This is a genomic window from Geodermatophilus sp. SYSU D00705, from assembly GCF_054050135.1.
Genome location: NZ_JBJGYT010000003.1, coordinates 96,104 through 111,429, shown reverse-complemented (window position 1 = coordinate 111,429; position 15,326 = coordinate 96,104). Strand labels below are relative to the sequence as shown.

Sequence of the window (15,326 nt, the reverse complement as noted above, 5' to 3'; positions counted from 1 at the left end):
GCGGACCCTCACGCGGCGAGGGTGTGGCCGACGGCGGCCGCCCCCAGGCCGAGGACGACGGTCGCCCCGACGTAGCCCAGGGCGCGGCCCACCGCCCGTTCCTCGACCAGCCGCACGACGTCCGAACCGAAGGTCGACAAGGTGGTCAGCGCGCCGCAGAAGCCCGTGCCGACCAGGGCGACGACCGCCGCCGGGACGTCCGCCAGCCCGAGCAGCACGCCGAGCAGGGCGCTGCCGGCGACGTTGACCACCAGGGTGCCCGCCGAGGCGTCCCGGCCGGCCCGGGTCGCCAGCCGGGCGGCCAGCAGGCGCAGGGGAGCGCCGGCCAGCGCACCCACCGCGACCAGCAGTGGGGTCACCGGGCGGGCCTCCGCACCGCGTACGCGCCGGCGGCCACGGCGAGGACCCCGCCCAGGACCGAGACCAGCACGTACCCAACGGCGAGCAGCGCGGCGCCGGCGTCGGTGAGCTCGACGACCTCCACCGCGAAGGTCGAGTACGTGGTGTAGCCGCCGAGCACGCCCACCCCCAGCAGCGGCCGGACCCAGGGCGGCTCGGGGGAGCGGGCGGCCAGGGCGGCGTACAGCGCACCCAGCAGCAGGCAGCCGGTGAGGTTGACCAGCAGCGTGGCCCAGGGCCAGCCGCCGGGGGAGCGGGGAAGCGCCGTCTCGATGCCCCAGCGGCCGAGGGCGCCGATCGCACCGCCCAGCGCGGCCAGCACATAGAGGACCCCGGCCCCCTCACCCCTCGCAGGCTCGGGGCGAGCCCCTGGCCGGGGCCGAGAGCTGTCGGGTCCGTCGCTCACCGGCGGCGGGTCTCCGGGAACAGCAGGTCCACGAAGCGCGCCGCGGTCGGCTGGGGCTCGTGGTTGGCCAGCCCCGGCCGCTCGTTGGCCTCGATGAACACGTGCTCCTCGCCCTCGACGTCCGGCACCAGGAAGTCCAGGCCGGTCACCGGGATGCCGATCGCCCGGCTGGCCCGCACGGCCGCCTCCGCGATCGCCGGGTGCAGCCGGTCGGTGACGTCCTCGATCGTGCCGCCGGTGTGCAGGTTCGCCGTCCGCCGGACCCGGATGCGCTCTCCGGACGGCGGGACGTCGTCCATCGCGTAGCCGGCCTCGGCGACCACCTCGGCGGTGGTGTCGTCCAGCGGGATCGTCGACTCCCCGCCGGTGGCCCGCTCCCGGCGGCGGCTGGTGGAGCGCACCAGCCCGGTGACCGCGGTGCGCCCGTCACCCACCACCTCGGCGGGACGGCGCACCGCGGCGGCCACCACCTCGTGGTCGATGACCACCACCCGCAGGTCGTCGCCGGCGACCAGCTCCTCGACCAGCACCTCGGGGCAGTGCTGCAGCGCGAGGCCGACCGCCCGCTCCAGCGCCGAGGGTGCGGTCACGCCCACGGTGATGCCGCGACCCTGCTCGCCGCGGGCCGGCTTCACCACCACCTCGCCGCACTCGTCGAGCAGCGCCAGTCCGTCGTCCAGCCTGCCCTCGGTGACCAGCGCCCCCTTCGGGACCCGGACCCCGGCGCGCTCCATGATCCGGCGGGTCACCCGCTTGTCGTCGCAGCGGCTCATCGCGACCGCGCTGGTGAACTCCGACAGCGACTCGCGGGTGAGGACGCTGCGGCCGCCGAGGGACAGCCGGATCTCGCCCCACTCGGCGTCGGTGACCTCCACGCGGATGCCGCGCTCGAGGGCCTCGTCGGCGATGATCCGGGCGTAGGGGTTGAGCTCCTCCAGCCCCGGCGGGCGCGAGGCGAACAGGGGGGTGTTGATCGGGTTCTTGCGCTTGACGCACACCGCGGGGGTCCGCTGGAACCCGAGCTTGCGGTAGAGGGCGATCGCCCCGCTGTTGTCGTAGAGCACCGACAGGTCCAGGTAGGCCCGGCCGCGGCCGACGTAGCGCTCGGCGAGCACCCGGACCAGCGCCTCCCCGGTGCCCGGCGGGGCGTCCTGGGCGTGCACGGCCAGGCACCACAGGCTGGCGCCGCGCTCCGGGTCGCCGAAGGCCAGGACGTGGTCCACGCCGGTCACCGTGCCGACGATGCGGCCGGTGCGCCGGTCCTCCGCCACCAGGTAGGTGAAGGTCCGGGTGCGGTGGTTGGCCCACATCGTCGCGGCGTCGCCGGTGACCATGCCGTTGCGGGCGTAGATGTCGTTGATCTGCTCCATGTCGGCCAGCGAGGTCACCGTGCGCACGAAGACGCCGCGGATGAGCTCGGGCCGCGGCCGGTAGCGGTGCAGGTCCAGCCGGTAGGTGTAGCTGGGATCGATGAACAGCTCGTCGGGGGCCATGCCGACCAGCACGTGCGGGTCCCGCGGGTAGATGCAGATGTCGCGGCGCCCGCTGCCCTCGGCGCGCAGTGCGTCGACGATCCCGCCCAGGTCGTCGAAGGTCTGGCCGAAGACCAGCCGCCCCCAGCCCAGGTCGAGGACGACGTCGGCGTCCATGCCCTGACGCTGGTGCTCGGAGGGCTGCTGCCACGAGCGGCTGGTGAACGAGGGGACGTCGGTCACCGCGGTACGGCGACGGTGCCCGGCGATCCGGGGCACCGTCACACTCCGTGGCTCTGCAGCCACAGCTCGAGCAGGCCCAGCTGCCACAGCTTGTTGCCGCGCAGCGGGGTGAGCTCGCCGTTGGGGTCGCCGAGCAGCTCGCGCACGTACTCGGGACGGAACAGCCCGCGCTCACGGGCGGCGTCGCCGGACAGCGCGTCACGCACCAGGTCGAGCACCTTGCCCTCGAGGTGGGTGATCGCCGGCACCGGGAAGTAGCCCTTGGGCCGGTCGATCACCTCCGGCGGGATGATCCGCCGGCCGATCGCCTTGAGCACGCCCTTGCCGCCGTCGGCGAGCTTGAGCTCCGGCGGGCACATCGCGGCCAGCTCGACCAGGTCGTGGTCGAGGAAGGGCACCCGGGCCTCCAGGCCCCACGCCATGGACATGTTGTCCACCCGCTTGACCGGGTCGTCGACGAGCATGACCTCGCTGTCCAGGCGCAGGGCGGCGTCCACCGCCGTCTCGGCGCCGGGCATGGACATGTGCTCCCGGACGAAGGCCAGGCTCGGGTCCTCGGCCAGGGCGTACCGGTCGGAGACCACCGACCGCATCTGGTCGTGGTCGCGGTCGAAGAACGCCGCGGCGTAGCGCGCCACGGCCTCGTCGCGGCCGACGTCGGCCAGCGGCGGGTACCAGTGGTAGCCGGCGAAGACCTCGTCGGCGCCCTGGCCGGACTGCACCACCCGGATCGTCTGCGACACCCGCTCCGACAGCAGGTCGAAGGCGACGACGTCGTGGCTGACCATGGGCTCGGCCATCGCGCCGATCGCGTGGCCCAGCGCGGCGGCGAGCTCGTCGGAGGCGACCCGGATCCGGTGGTGGTTCGTCGCGAACCGCTCGGCGATCACGTCGGAGTACTGGAACTCGTCGCCCGCGCGACCGCCCACGGCCTCGAAGCCGATCGAGTAGGTGGCCAGGCCGGTCTGCCCCTCCTGCGCCAGCAGGCCGACGATGAGGCTGGAGTCCAGGCCGCCGGACAGCAGCACGCCGACCGGGATGTCGGCGACCAGCCGCCGGCGGACGGCGACCCGCAGCGCCTCCTCGATCGCGTCCTCCCAGTCCCGGGCGGACCAGGAGGCGTGCTCGGGACGCCGCTCGTACGTGGCGTTCCAGTACCGCTCCTCGCGGGAGGTGCCGTCGGCCTCGACCACCCGCAGCGTGGCCGGCGGCAGCTTCCGGACCCCGCTCAGGATCGTCCGCGGCGCCGGGACGACGGCGTGCCAGGTGAGGTAGTGGTGCAGCGCGACCGGGTCGATCGAGGTGTCGACGTCCCCCGCCTGCAGCAGCGCCGGCAACGTGGAGGCGAACCGCAGCCGGCCCGGCGTCTCGGACAGGTAGAGCGGCTTGATGCCCAGCCGGTCGCGGGCCAGCACGACCCGGCCGGTGTCGCGCTCGTGGATGACGAAGGCGAACATGCCGTGCAGGTGCGAGACGACGTCGGTGCCCCAGTGGTGGTAGCCCTTGAGGATCACCTCGGTGTCGCTGTGAGAGAAGAAGCGGTAGCCGTGGCCCTCCAGCTCGGCGCGCAGCTCCTTGTAGTCGTAGATGCAGCCGTTGAAGACGGCGGTCAGCCCGAGGTCGTTGTCGATCATCGGCTGCGAGCCGCAGGTGGAGAGGTCGATCACCGACAGCCGGCGGTGCCCGAACGCCACCCGCCCGTTGCTCCAGGTGCCCTGACCGTCCGGGCCGCGGGGGACGAGGGCGTCCACCATCCGCGCGACGGCGGTGGTGTCGGCCAGGGAGCCGTCGAACGTGATCTCGCCGGAGAGGCCGCACATGGGTTCGATCCAACCCCGCTCCCCGGGGACCCGCCAGACGGTCGGGAGAACGTCACACGCCTGCAACAGCGCCGCGTTCCACGTGGAACAGCCCGGCCTCCGCGGCCCACCGTGTGCGCCGAGCGGGAGTTCGCGGCCCTCGAACCACCCGTCGGCGCACACGCTCGGGCGGCGCCGTCGGCCGCCGCGCGACCTCAGCCGTAGTACAGGGCCACCGGCCGGCCGTCGATCTCGCGGACGTCGACGGTCGTGCCGTAGACGGCCTCCAGCACCTCGGGACGCATGATCTCGCGTGCGGGGGCGTCCGCCACGACGCGGCCGTCGCGCATCGCGACGATGCGGTCGGACCAGGTCGCGGCGAAGTTGACGTCGTGGAGCACCGTGACGACCCGCTTGCCGAGCTCGTCGGCCATCCTCCGGACCAGCCGCATGATCTCCGTCATGTGCCGCAGGTCGAGGTTGTTGAGCGGCTCGTCGAGCAGCACGTACCGGGTGTCCTGCGCGAGCACCATCGCGATGAACGCGCGCTGGCGCTGACCGCCCGACAGCTCGTCGAGGAACCGGTTCCGGTGGGCGTCGAGGTCCAGGTACGCGATGGCGCGCTCGATGTGCTCGCGGTCGTCGACCGTGAGCCGCCCGCGGGAGTGCGGGAAGCGGCCGAACTCGACGAGGTCGTGCACGGTCAGGCGCGCCGCGACGTGGTTGTCCTGGCGCAGCACCGCGAGGGTCCGCGCGAGCTCGCTGGACGGCGTCCGAGCGACGTCCCTGCCGTCGACGGTGACCCGGCCGGCGTCGGGCTGGAGGAGCCGGCCCACGAGACCGAACAGCGTGGACTTGCCGGCGCCGTTCGGGCCGATGAGCGCGGTGACGCCCTCCGCGCCGAAGCCGATCGAGACGTCGTCCAGCACGGTGTGGCCGTGGTAGCGCTTGGTGGCGTGCTCGAGCGCGATCAACGCGCCCCCCTTCGCAGGACGAGGTAGAGGAAGAACAGGCCGCCGGCGAAGTCGATGACCGTCGAGAGGGTGCCGCCGAGGTGCAGCAGCCGCTCGAGGACCAGCTGGCCGCCCAGCAGGCAGACGACCCCGATGAGGACGGCGGTGGGCAGCGTCCACACGTGGCGGAAGGACCCCGCGTACGAGTAGGCGAGGTTGGCGACGATGAGGCCGAGGAACAGGATCGGCCCCACCAGGGCCGTCGACGCGGCGATCATGACCGAGACGCTCGCGAACAGGACCAGCACGACCCGCCGGTGGTCGACCCCCAGGCCCACGGCCGCCGGCTCGCCGAGGGTCAGGACGTCGAGGGTGCGCAGCAGCGGCACGACCGCGGCGCACGCGAGGACGACGAGGGCGGCGGTGAGCGCCAGCAGCGTCTCGTCGGGCCGGGTGAGGGAGGCGAACACCGCATCGGAGAGCACCTGGAAGTCCAGCGGGTCGAGCATCCGCTGCATCCACTCGGTGGCGCTGCGGAAGAACGTGCCCAGCACGATGCCGACCAGCAGCATGAGGTGGATCGACCGCCGCTTGCCGCCGAACAGCCAGGTGAACAGCACGACGCTGACGGCGACCATGACGACGACCTGGACGAGCCAGAGGGTGAGCTGGTCGAACCGCAGGAACGCCGCCGACCCGGAGGTGAACACGAGAACGGTCGAGACCAGCACGTAGAAGGCGTCGAACCCCATGATGGAGGGGGTGAGGATGCGGTTCTGCGTGATCGTGTGGAACACGACCGTCGAGACCCCGACCGCGGCGGCCACGACGAGCATCGCCGCCACCGTGAGGCTGCGGACCTCCAGCGCGAAGGCCAGCGAGCCGGGGACGTCGGTGAGGCAGTAGACCGCGGCCAGCCCCAGGGCGGCGACGCCGAGCGCGGCCAGGCGGACCCCGGGCTGCGCCCAGCGCGTCGCGATCCGCGCGCCGCCGGCGGGCGCGGGGGACGTCGTGGGGGTGCGCTCAGTGAGCACGGCTCCTCCTCCGCAGCAGCAGCCAGAGGAACAGCGCGGCGCCGATGACGCCGACGACGACCGACAGCGGGATCTCGTAGGGGAAGCGCACGACGCGCGCGAGGATGTCGCAGCCCAGCACGAAGACCGCCCCGAGCCCCGCGACCCAGGGGATCGCCCGGCGCACGTTGTCGCCGACGACCAGGCTCACGACGTTGGGCACGACGAGCCCCAGGAACGGGATCAGCCCGGCCGTGACGAGCACCGCCGCCGTGATCACCGCGACGATCACCATCCCGACGGTCACCCACCGGCGGTGGTCCAGCCCCAGGTTGGTCGCGAACTCCTCGCCGAGGCCGATCACGCTGAAGCGGTCGGCGGCCAGCCAGGCCACCCCGACCATGAGTCCGGCGATCCACACGAACTCGTAGCGGCCCTGCATGACCGTGGCGAAGCTGCCCTGCGACCACTGCCCGAGGGACTGCAGGAGATCCAGGCGGTAGGCGAAGAACGTCGTGACGGCGCCGACGACGCCGCCGAGCATGATGCCGACCAGCGGGACGAGCACGAGCTGGCGCACGGGCACGACCTTGACCACCTGGAGGAACACCCAGGTGCCGACCAGGCCGAAGACCGCGGCGACGCCCATCTTCCCGACGACGGCCAGGCCCGGGAGGAACACGATCGTGACGAGCATGCCGAGCGTCGCGAACTCGCTGACGCCCGTGGTGCCCGGTTCCACGAACTTGTTGCGCACCAGCATCTGCATGATCAGCCCGGCGATGCCCAGGGAGGCGCCGACCAGGACGACGGCGAGCGTGCGCGGGATCCGGCTCACCCCGAGCAGGAGGGCCGCGTCGCTCTCCGGCCCAGCGGCGAGGACCGACCCCAGGGACACGTCGGAGACTCCGACGAACAGGCTCGTGACCGCCAGGACGGCGAGCAGCACGCCGACGAGCACCCCCGCCCAGGTGCGGCCGGGCCGCACGCGGGCAGGGGTGCTCGTCGAGGTCGGGTCGAGCGCCGTCACAACCGACGGGGGCGGTGCCCGACCGGGGAGGGGCTGGTCACGCCGCGCTCTCCAGGACGTCCTCGATCATGATCTTCGTGGTGTCGATGCCGCCGAAGACGACGTACCAGGCCACCGGGTCGAGGTAGTGGATCTGGCCGTTCCGGAATGCGGTCGTCTGCTCGACGATGTCATTGTCGAGCACCGCCGCGGCCGCCTGCGCGCCCTCTTCCCCGGTGGCGGCGTCCCGGTCGACGACCCACAGGTGGTCGGGGTCGGTCTCGAGCAGGAACTCGAAGGAGACCGGCTCGCCGTGGGTGGCGGCCTGGATGTCCTCCACCACCGGCTGGACGCCGAACGCGTCGTAGATCAGGCCGCCGCGCGCGCCACGCCCCGATGCGTCGTCACCGGCCGGGGCCATCGCGCTGAGCTCGCCTCCCGAGACCATGAGGCCCAGGCCGGTGCCCGCGTCGGCGGTGGCGGCGCGGGCCTCCTCGATGCCGGCCTCGATCTCGCTGATCGCGGCGGCCGCCTCGTCCTCGGCACCGAGCACCTCGCCGAGGAACGTGGTGTTGCGCTCGAGGTTCTCGGTGTAGGAGCCCCGCAGGCCCAGGTCGACGGTGGGGGCGATCTCGCTGAGGTCCTCGTACAGCGCCGACGACCGGCCGCCGATCACGATGAGGTCGGGCTGCTGCGACTCGATCTCGATGATGTCGGCCTCGAACAGCGTGCCCGCGTTGAAGGCGTCGTCGGCGAGGTACTGCTCCAGGTAGCCGGGCACCGAGTCGAGCGGGGCACCGGCGATCTCTCCGCCGAGCGCGCCGATGGTGTCGAGGCTGGCCATGTCGAAGACGACGATCCGCTCCGGGTTCTTCGGGACGTCGACCGTCGTCTCCTCCAGGACGGGCTCCTCGTCCTCGGCGGCGGTGTTCCGGTCCCAGGTGAAGGAGACGGTCTCGGTACCGGCGGCGGCGGCCTCGGCGGTGTCGTCGCCCTCCCCGCACGCGGTCAGGGCCACGGCGGTGGCCACGGTGAGGGACAGGGCGGCCAGCGGCCGGGCGGCGGTACGCATCGTGCTCCTGAGGTAAGGCTTGGCTTAGTGAGGAGGCCCTAACCTGTCACACGAGCAGCACCGTCTGTCAAGCGGGTCCCTCCAGCCGGTTGGCCGGCCGCGCGGGAGGGCAGGGGAGCGGCCATGCAGATGCGCACACTCGGAGACCTGACCGTGTCCGCCCAGGGCCTGGGCTGCATGGGGATGAGCGAGTTCTACGGCACCGGCGACCAGGCGGAGGCCGAGCGGACGATCCAGCGGGCACTGGACCTCGGCGTCACGTTCCTCGACACCGCGGACATGTACGGGCCGTTCACCAACGAGCAGCTGGTCGGCCGCGCGATCACCGGCCGCCGCGACGAGGTGGTGCTGGCCACCAAGTTCGGCAACGAGCGCGGCGAGGACGGCTCCTTCCGCGGCATCAACGGCCGCCCCGACTACGTCCGCCGGGCCTGCGACGCCTCGCTGCAGCGCCTCGGCGTGGACGTCATCGACCTCTACTACCAGCACCGGGTGGACACGACGGTGCCGGTCGAGGAGACCTGGGGTGCGCTGCGCGAGCTGGTCGAGGCCGGCAAGGTGCGGCACGTCGGCATCTCCGAGGCCGCGCCGGAGACCATCCGCCGCGCGCACGCCGTGCAGCCGGTGACGGCCGTGCAGACCGAGTACTCGCTGTGGACCCGCGACCCCGAGGACGACGGCGTGCTGGCCACCTGCGCCGAGCTGGGCATCGGCTTCGTCGCCTACTCGCCGCTGGGCCGCGGCTTCCTGTCCGGGCAGATCCGCAGCCTCGACGACCTCGCGCCCGACGACTTCCGCCGGCGCAACCCGCGCTTCCAGGGGGAGAACTTCACCCGGAACCTGGAGCTGGTCGACCGGGTCCGGGAGATCGCCGACGAGAAGGGCGTCACCGCCGGCCAGCTCGCGCTGGCCTGGGTGATGGCGCAGGGGGGCCTCGACGGGAACCCGGTCATCGTGCCGATCCCCGGCACCAAGCGGGTCGCCTACCTCGAGGAGAACGCCGCGGCGGCCGACCTCCGGCTCTCAGACGACGACCTGCGCCGGCTGGACGACGCCGCCCCGGCCGGCACCACCGCCGGCGACCGCTACCCGGACATGTCCACCGTGCACCGCTGAGCCGGGCGCGCACGGTCCGGCCGCGCCAGCACGGTGCCCACGTGCTCGCGTGCCGGTCCGTGCAGCCGGGCGCAGAGCTCGTCCCAGGCCTCGCGCAGCTCCGCGCCGGGCCAGCCCGGCGGCCGCAGCGCGTCGGGGAGCAGCGGGTCGCTGACGCCGACCCGCCGGATGTCGGCGAGCACCCGCAGGTGGGTCACCAACGCCGTCGCCCCGTCCGCGACCGGGTCGGTGAGCAGCGCGCGGATCCGGTCGATCACCCGGCGGTGCGCGGCGGCGACCCCCTGCAGGTCCCAGCACCGCGCGGCCAACTCGGTGTCCGAGCCGCCGGTCTCCTCGGTCACCTGGGCGGTGAGCAGGTCCAGCCGGCTCAGCGGCTCCCGGGCGAGCTCGGTCCGGACGTCGTCCAGCGCGACCTTGTGCGGCGAGAGCCAGGTGGCCGGCGCCAGCGGCCCGAACCCGTGCCGGGTGAGCGTGCGACGCACCCGCTCCCGGGCCGACCGGTCGGTCTCGGGCACCGTGTAGATCACCATGCGCCAGCGGCCGTCCCACGGCCCGAGCCGCTCGTCCAGCCGCGCCCACCGCGCCCGGACGGCGCTGCGCATCGCCTCGGTGGGGCTGTAGAGGGTCTCCCGGCCGGAGCGTGAGGCGGCCAGCAACCCGGAGCGGCGCAGCGCGGCCATGGTCATGCGTGAGGTCGGTTCGGCGATCTCGAAGTGCTCCAGCAGCGCCACCAGGGCCTGCAACCGCACCGGCTGGTCGGTGACGGCGTCGACGTGCTCGGAGAAGAGGTCGACCACCAGGTCGCGGACGGTCATGACGATCCTTTCGGCGCGCCCCCCGCTGAGCGCGCCCGCGCGGTGTGCGACCCGGGGCAGGGCGGGTGCCCGGGCCGTCTCCCCCACGCGGGAGGATGACATCCGTGCTCAGCGCCGTGTCCGCGAGGTCCCCCCGGTGATCCCGGCCCTCGTGGTGGCGGTGACCGTCGTCGCCGCCGCGGTGGCCCTGGCCGGCCTGGCCTCGACCCTCGCCCGGCGCCGGATCGGCCTGCTCCACCTCGGGGGGACGGCGCTGCTGGAGCTGCTGCTGCTGGTGCAGGCCGTGCTCGCCGTCGTCCTGCTGGTGCGCGGGCAGCACCCGGCCGACACCCCCACCTTCGTGGGCTACCTCGGCGGCATCGTGCTGCTGCCGGTCGCGGGCGGGCTGTGGGCGCGGTCGGATCCGACCCGCTGGGCGGGCACGGTGCTGGCCGTCGCGGCCGGTGCGGTGGGGGTCATGATCTGGCGGCTGTTGCAACTGTGGGAGGCGACCGGTGGCTGAACCGGGACGGACCGACGGCGCGAGCGCGGGGGACACCTCCGGCGGCCCGGGGCGGGTATTGGTCGCCGTCTACGGGGTGTTCGCCCTGGCCGCCGGCGCGCGGGCCGCGGTCCAGCTGGCGACCCGGTTCTCCGAGGCGCCGATCGCCTACCTGCTGTCGGCGCTGGCCGCCGTCGTCTACCTGGTGGCCACGGTCGCCTTCGCCCGCGGTGGACGGCGCACCGCCCTGGTCGCCTGCTCGGTGGAGCTGGCGGGGGTGCTCATCGTGGGCACCCTCTCGCTGGCCGACCGCGCCGCCTTCCCCGACGAGACGGTGTGGTCGGCCTACGGTCGCGGCTACCTGTTCATCCCGCTGGTGCTGCCGGTGCTCGGCCTGCTCTGGCTGCGCCGGCAGGCCCGCGCCCGCGCCGTCACCGGCTGAGCGGCCCACGGCGGGGGCTGCCCGCCGCGGGCCGCGGCGGCTCAGAAGTCGCCGCCCCCGAAGTCGCCGCCGAAGTCGCCGCCACCGCCGTCCCACCCGCCGGCGTCGGCGCCGCCGGCGAAGTCGCCGCCCGGGTCACCCCCGTAGTCACCGCCACCGGCGTCGTTGCCGTCGTCGTAGCCCGCGGCGTAGGCCTCCTCGTCGCCGCCGCCGAACAGGCCGCCGTCGCCGAGGCCGGTGTCGAAGAGCGCGTCGGCGACCGCCGTGCCGACCACGAGGCCGCCCACCGTACCCAGCAGGCTGGCGCCCATCATGCTGCCGAAGCTCGGGCCGTACCCGCCGCCGAAGCCGCCCCCGTAGCCGGGGCCGCCGCCGTAGCCGGGCCCGTGGCCCGGGCCGCCGCCGTAGCCGCCGAAGGCCCGCTCCAGCGTGCCGGGGCGGCGCATCTCCGCGCGGGTCGCGGCCTGGGCCAGGCTGCGCGCGTCGTCGCCGCGGGCCCGCTCACCCGCCGCGGCCAGCTGGTCGAGCACCTGCCGCCGCTGCTCCGGGGTGAGCTGGGCGAACGCCTCGGCGTGCGCGGCCTCGATCTGGTCCGGCGGCGCGGTCCGCAGCAGGTAGCGGTAGCGCTCGATCGCCCGCTCGTCGTCCGAGCGGGGTGCCCGGGTCGGCGGTGGTGCGCCGTAGCCGTCGTCGTAGCCGCGCGGGTACCCCTGGGGGTGGCCCTCGTCGTCCCGCCGCCGGTGGCGGCCGAAGAGCCGGTCGAGCAGTCCCATGGCGATCGTCTCCTCTCAGGCGGTGCAGGGGTGGGTGCCCGCCGTCGCCGTCCCCACACCTGGCGACGGGCGCCCGGTCAGCCGCGCGGGCCCTCCAGCAGGCCGTAGGCGCCGCGGTGGAACAGCAGGGGACGCCGCGCCCCGTCGGCGCCGAGGTCGAGCACGCGGGCGGCGACGAGGGTGTGGTCGCCGCCGTCGTACTCGGCCCACAGCTCGCAGTCGATCCAGGCCACGACGCCGTCGAGCACCGGCCGGCCCAACCGGCTGGGCCGCCAGGAAACGCCGGCGAACTTGTCCTCGCCGGAGCGGGCGAACGCGACAGACAGCCCGTCCTGGTCCTCGGCGAGCACGTTGACGCAGAACCGGCCGAGCTGACGCAGCCGCGGCCAGGTGCGCGACGTCCGCGCTGGGGCGAACACCACCAGCGGCGGGTCCAGCGAGAGGGAGCTGAACGACTGGCAGGTGAACCCGATCGGCTCCCCGTCGTCGACGGCGGTGACCACGGTGACCCCGGAGGCGAAGTGCCCCAGCACCTCCCGCATCTGACCCGGGTCGATGACCTCGACGGCGCCGTCCAGCGGGGACCCCGACTCGCTCATGCCCTCAGCCAACCACGGGTGCCGGTCAGCCGACGGGCGTGGCGCGGGGGACGGAGCGGCCACCGGCCCGGTACAGCGAGCTGGGCAGCTCGTGCCCGACCGCCTGCTCCGTGACGCGCGCGGCGGCCAGGACGGCGTCGAGGTCCAGGCCGGTGCGCACGCCGGACTCCTCCAGCATGTAGACCAGCTCCTCGGTGGCGATGTTGCCGCTGGCGCCGGGGGCGAACGGGCAGCCGCCGAGTCCGCCGACCGACGAGTCCAACTGGGTGACCCCGGCCTGGACGGCGGCCAGCGCGTTGGCCTGGCCCGTGCCGCGGGTGTCGTGGAAGTGCACGCCGACCGGCACGCCCGGGCAGGCCCGGCGGACGGCGTCGAGCAGCTGGACCACCCGCAGCGGGGTCGTCGTCCCGATGGTGTCGCCCAGGCACAGCGCGTCGGCGCCCGCGGTGACCGCGGCGCGGGCGACGTCCACGGTGCGGGGGATCGGCGTGCGCCCGTCGAAGGGACAGTCCCAGGCGGTGGCGACGACGACCTCGAGGGACCCGCCGGCGCCGTGCGCCAGACCGGCGATCTCCCCGACCGCGCCGACGGCCTCGGCGGTGGATCGCCCGGCGTTGGCCCGGCTGTGCCCGTCGGAGGCCGAGACGACGTACTCGAGGTTCGCGACCCCGGCGTCCACGGCGCGGGTCGCCCCGCGCGGGTTGGCCACCAGGGCCGACCAGTGCACGTCGCCCCACCGGGACAGCTCCGCGGCCACCCCGTCGGCGTCGGCCAGCGCGGGCACCGCCCGCGGCGAGACGAAGGACGTCGCCTCGATCCGCCGCACGCCGGTGGCGACCAGCGCCTCCAGCATCTGCAGCTTGGCCTCCAGCGGCACGGGGGCCTCGAGCTGGAGGCCGTCGCGCATGCCCACCTCGCGGATGTCCACGGTGGCCGGCAGCACCAGGTCGAACTCGTTCACGGCAACCCCCTCGTGTCCGGACCCCCATCCTGCCCCGTCCCGAGGTTCCACGTGGAACGGTCCGGGGCACCCTGCACGCCGAGAACCTGCAGGAACAGGGCGACGTGTGCGCAGAATGTCCGGCACGGAGGTGGGATGTGACGAACGCGTTGGGCACGCTGCCCCCGGCGGACCGCGGGAGCGCGTTCGCCAACGCCCCCATGGGCATCGTGCTCGCCACCCCGTCGGGCCTCCTGGTCGACGCCAACCCGGCCTTCACCGCGATGCTGGACCGCAGCGCCGAGGACCTGTACGGCTGCTCGGTGCTCGGCCTCATCCACCCGGAGGACCAGCCCGCTGCCCAGGAGGCGCACGCCGAGCTCCTCAGCCGGCACCGGACGATGCGGCTGGAGACCCGGCTGGTGCGGGCCGACGGCACCGCGGTGCCCACGCAGATCACCGCGTCGTGGGTCGAGGCCACCCCGGAGGGGGACCCGCCGCACATGGTGGCGATCGTCGAGGACATCACCGAGCGCAAGTCCCTGGAGGCGGCGCTCGTGCACCGCTCGCTGCACGACCCGCTCACCGGGCTGCCCAACCGGATCCTGTTCGGCGACCGGCTGCGGCACGCCCTGGAGCGCGGCCACCGCGAGCGCACCCCGACCTGCGTGCTGGGCATCGACCTCGACGGCTTCAAGGAGATCAACGACCGGCACGGCCACCCGGTCGGCGACGCGGTGCTCGTCGGCTTCGCCGAGCGGCTCACCTCGGTGCTGCGCTCCAGCGACACGGCCTCCCGGGTGGGCGGCGACGAGTTCAGCATCGTGTGCGAGAACAGCGAGCGGGCCGACGCCGAGTCCCTCGCCGAGCGGCTGCGGAACACCCTCACCGAGCCGCTGACGATCGGGGAGGTGGTCGTCCCGCTGGGCATGAGCATCGGCATCGGCACCGTCGCCGGGGGCACCGACCCGGAACTGGCCTACGAACTGCTCATCCGCGAGGCCGACGACGCCATGTACGCGGACAAGTCCGCCCGCCGCCGATGACGACCCCTCACCGTCCGGCGGGTGGCCCTCCGGCGGGTGCTCCGGCGGCGGCCCAGCCGGTCACCCGGCCGAGCCGGGCGTAGACCGCCGTCAGCACCGGCAGCGGCGCGGCGAGCACCACGAACGCCGTCAGCCCGGCCCGGTCGCTGTCGCCGAGGGTCGCCCAGCCGACGAGCAGGGTCAGCAGCAGGACCCCCACCGCCGCCAGCGCCGAGCCGAACAGCAGGGCCGGCGGACGGCGGCGCAGCAGCTGGGCCGCGCCCGCCAGCAGCCCGGCCGCGCAGGGCAGGCCGAGCAGCAGGAGCGCCGTCACGGCGTCGTCGTCCCCACCGGCCACGGCCGCCAGGAACCCGAGCGAGGCCAGCGCCGTGAGGCCGCCGGTGACGAAGCCCAGCACGCTCGCCGCCGTCGCCACCCCGGGCCGTGCCGGCCCGTCCGGCCAGGCCACCGGCGCGGACGGCCAGGCCCAGCCGTAGCCGGGCGGCGGCGGGTACCAGGGCGGGGGACCGTAGGTCGGCGGCGGGCCGTAGCCCGGCGCGTACCCAGGAGGTGGACCGTAGCCGGGGGTGCCGTACCCGGGTGCCGCCGCATACCCGGCCGGCGGCGCGTACCCGGGCGGGGGACCGTAGGCCGGCGGCGCGTACCCGGGCGGGGGACCGTAGGCCGGCGGCGGGCCGTGGCCCGCCGGGGGTGCCTGCTGTCCCGGCGGGACCGCGTCCCACTCCTGCGCCTGACCGTCCCCGTGCAT

General features: G+C 74.4%; 17 protein-coding genes. 4 read left to right on the top strand and 13 right to left on the bottom strand.

The features are described from left to right. Positions 1 to 8 precede the first annotated feature (8 nt). The 8 genes from ACI78Q_RS03470 to ACI78Q_RS03435 form a co-directional block, all read right to left on the bottom strand. Positions 9 to 359, bottom strand: coding sequence for a fluoride efflux transporter FluC (locus ACI78Q_RS03470; protein ID WP_456921922.1), 351 nt, complete (start codon positions 357 to 359; stop codon positions 9 to 11). After that, positions 356 to 721: a fluoride efflux transporter CrcB gene (gene crcB / locus ACI78Q_RS03465; protein ID WP_456921921.1), complete on the bottom strand. Its 366-nt coding sequence runs from the start codon at positions 719 to 721 to the stop codon at positions 356 to 358. The genes ACI78Q_RS03470 and crcB overlap by 4 nt, the downstream gene beginning before the upstream one ends. A gap of 80 nt (positions 722 to 801) precedes the next feature. Continuing rightward, positions 802 to 2,556: an N-acetylglutaminylglutamine synthetase gene (gene ngg, locus ACI78Q_RS03460; protein ID WP_456921920.1), complete on the bottom strand. Its 1,755-nt coding sequence runs from the start codon at positions 2,554 to 2,556 to the stop codon at positions 802 to 804. Positions 2,557 to 2,558: 2 nt separating this feature from the next. Then, positions 2,559 to 4,340, bottom strand: coding sequence for an N-acetylglutaminylglutamine amidotransferase (locus ACI78Q_RS03455; RefSeq protein ID WP_456921919.1), 1,782 nt, complete (start codon positions 4,338 to 4,340; stop codon positions 2,559 to 2,561). A gap of 194 nt (positions 4,341 to 4,534) precedes the next feature. After that, positions 4,535 to 5,293 (bottom strand): iron ABC transporter ATP-binding protein, encoded by a 759-nt coding sequence (locus tag ACI78Q_RS03450; protein WP_456921918.1) that lies wholly within the window; start codon positions 5,291 to 5,293, stop codon positions 4,535 to 4,537. Then, complete coding sequence (locus tag ACI78Q_RS03445; protein ID WP_456921917.1) at positions 5,290 to 6,306, bottom strand: iron chelate uptake ABC transporter family permease subunit; 1,017 nt, start codon at positions 6,304 to 6,306, stop codon at positions 5,290 to 5,292. The genes ACI78Q_RS03450 and ACI78Q_RS03445 overlap by 4 nt, the downstream gene beginning before the upstream one ends. Then, positions 6,296 to 7,273, bottom strand: coding sequence for an ABC transporter permease (locus ACI78Q_RS03440; RefSeq protein ID WP_456921916.1), 978 nt, complete (start codon positions 7,271 to 7,273; stop codon positions 6,296 to 6,298). Before ACI78Q_RS03440 ends, ACI78Q_RS03445 begins: the two co-directional genes overlap by 11 nt. Before the next feature lie 79 nt (positions 7,274 to 7,352). Continuing rightward, the gene (locus ACI78Q_RS03435; RefSeq protein WP_456921915.1) at positions 7,353 to 8,366 is read right to left on the bottom strand and encodes a siderophore ABC transporter substrate-binding protein; all 1,014 of its coding nucleotides are present in this window, start codon (positions 8,364 to 8,366) and stop codon (positions 7,353 to 7,355) included. 129 nt (positions 8,367 to 8,495) lie between these two features. Between ACI78Q_RS03435 and ACI78Q_RS03430 the strand changes: the two genes are divergently transcribed. Then, positions 8,496 to 9,482: an aldo/keto reductase gene (locus tag ACI78Q_RS03430; RefSeq protein WP_456921914.1), complete on the top strand. Its 987-nt coding sequence runs from the start codon at positions 8,496 to 8,498 to the stop codon at positions 9,480 to 9,482. Here ACI78Q_RS03430 and ACI78Q_RS03425 read toward each other — a convergent pair. Further along, on the bottom strand, positions 9,452 to 10,297 hold the full coding sequence (locus ACI78Q_RS03425) for a PaaX family transcriptional regulator (RefSeq protein WP_456921913.1): 846 nt from the start codon (positions 10,295 to 10,297) through the stop codon (positions 9,452 to 9,454). The two genes, ACI78Q_RS03430 and ACI78Q_RS03425, sit on opposite strands and share 31 nt — an antisense overlap. 136 nt (positions 10,298 to 10,433) lie before the next feature. Here ACI78Q_RS03425 and ACI78Q_RS03420 point away from each other — a divergent pair, with 136 nt between their 5' ends. Both ACI78Q_RS03420 and ACI78Q_RS03415 read left to right on the top strand, forming a co-directional pair. Then, positions 10,434 to 10,799, top strand: coding sequence for a hypothetical protein (locus tag ACI78Q_RS03420; protein ID WP_456921912.1), 366 nt, complete (start codon positions 10,434 to 10,436; stop codon positions 10,797 to 10,799). Then, positions 10,792 to 11,220: a hypothetical protein gene (locus ACI78Q_RS03415; protein ID WP_456921911.1), complete on the top strand. Its 429-nt coding sequence runs from the start codon at positions 10,792 to 10,794 to the stop codon at positions 11,218 to 11,220. The genes ACI78Q_RS03420 and ACI78Q_RS03415 overlap by 8 nt, the downstream gene beginning before the upstream one ends. Positions 11,221 to 11,261: 41 nt before the next feature. On the opposite strand, the gene ACI78Q_RS03410 is transcribed toward ACI78Q_RS03415, so the two are convergent. The 3 genes from ACI78Q_RS03410 to ACI78Q_RS03400 all read right to left on the bottom strand — a co-directional run bounded on the left by ACI78Q_RS03410 (position 11,262) and on the right by ACI78Q_RS03400 (position 13,553). Further along, on the bottom strand, positions 11,262 to 11,993 hold the full coding sequence (locus ACI78Q_RS03410) for a hypothetical protein (RefSeq protein ID WP_456921910.1): 732 nt from the start codon (positions 11,991 to 11,993) through the stop codon (positions 11,262 to 11,264). Between the two features lie 77 nt (positions 11,994 to 12,070). Continuing rightward, positions 12,071 to 12,592 (bottom strand): flavin reductase family protein, encoded by a 522-nt coding sequence (locus ACI78Q_RS03405; protein ID WP_456921909.1) that lies wholly within the window; start codon positions 12,590 to 12,592, stop codon positions 12,071 to 12,073. A gap of 25 nt (positions 12,593 to 12,617) precedes the next feature. Then, positions 12,618 to 13,553 carry a hydroxymethylglutaryl-CoA lyase gene (locus ACI78Q_RS03400; protein ID WP_456921908.1) on the bottom strand — a complete coding sequence of 312 codons (936 nt, stop codon included), beginning with the start codon at positions 13,551 to 13,553 and terminating at the stop codon, positions 12,618 to 12,620. A gap of 137 nt (positions 13,554 to 13,690) precedes the next feature. Here ACI78Q_RS03400 and ACI78Q_RS03395 point away from each other — a divergent pair, with 137 nt between their 5' ends. Further along, entirely contained in the window at positions 13,691 to 14,578 is an 888-nt protein-coding gene (locus ACI78Q_RS03395; RefSeq protein ID WP_456921907.1) for a diguanylate cyclase domain-containing protein, read from the top strand. A 7-nt stretch (positions 14,579 to 14,585) separates the two neighbouring features. Here ACI78Q_RS03395 and ACI78Q_RS03390 read toward each other — a convergent pair whose 3' ends face one another. Then, positions 14,586 to 15,326: a hypothetical protein gene (locus ACI78Q_RS03390; RefSeq protein WP_456921906.1), complete on the bottom strand. Its 741-nt coding sequence runs from the start codon at positions 15,324 to 15,326 to the stop codon at positions 14,586 to 14,588.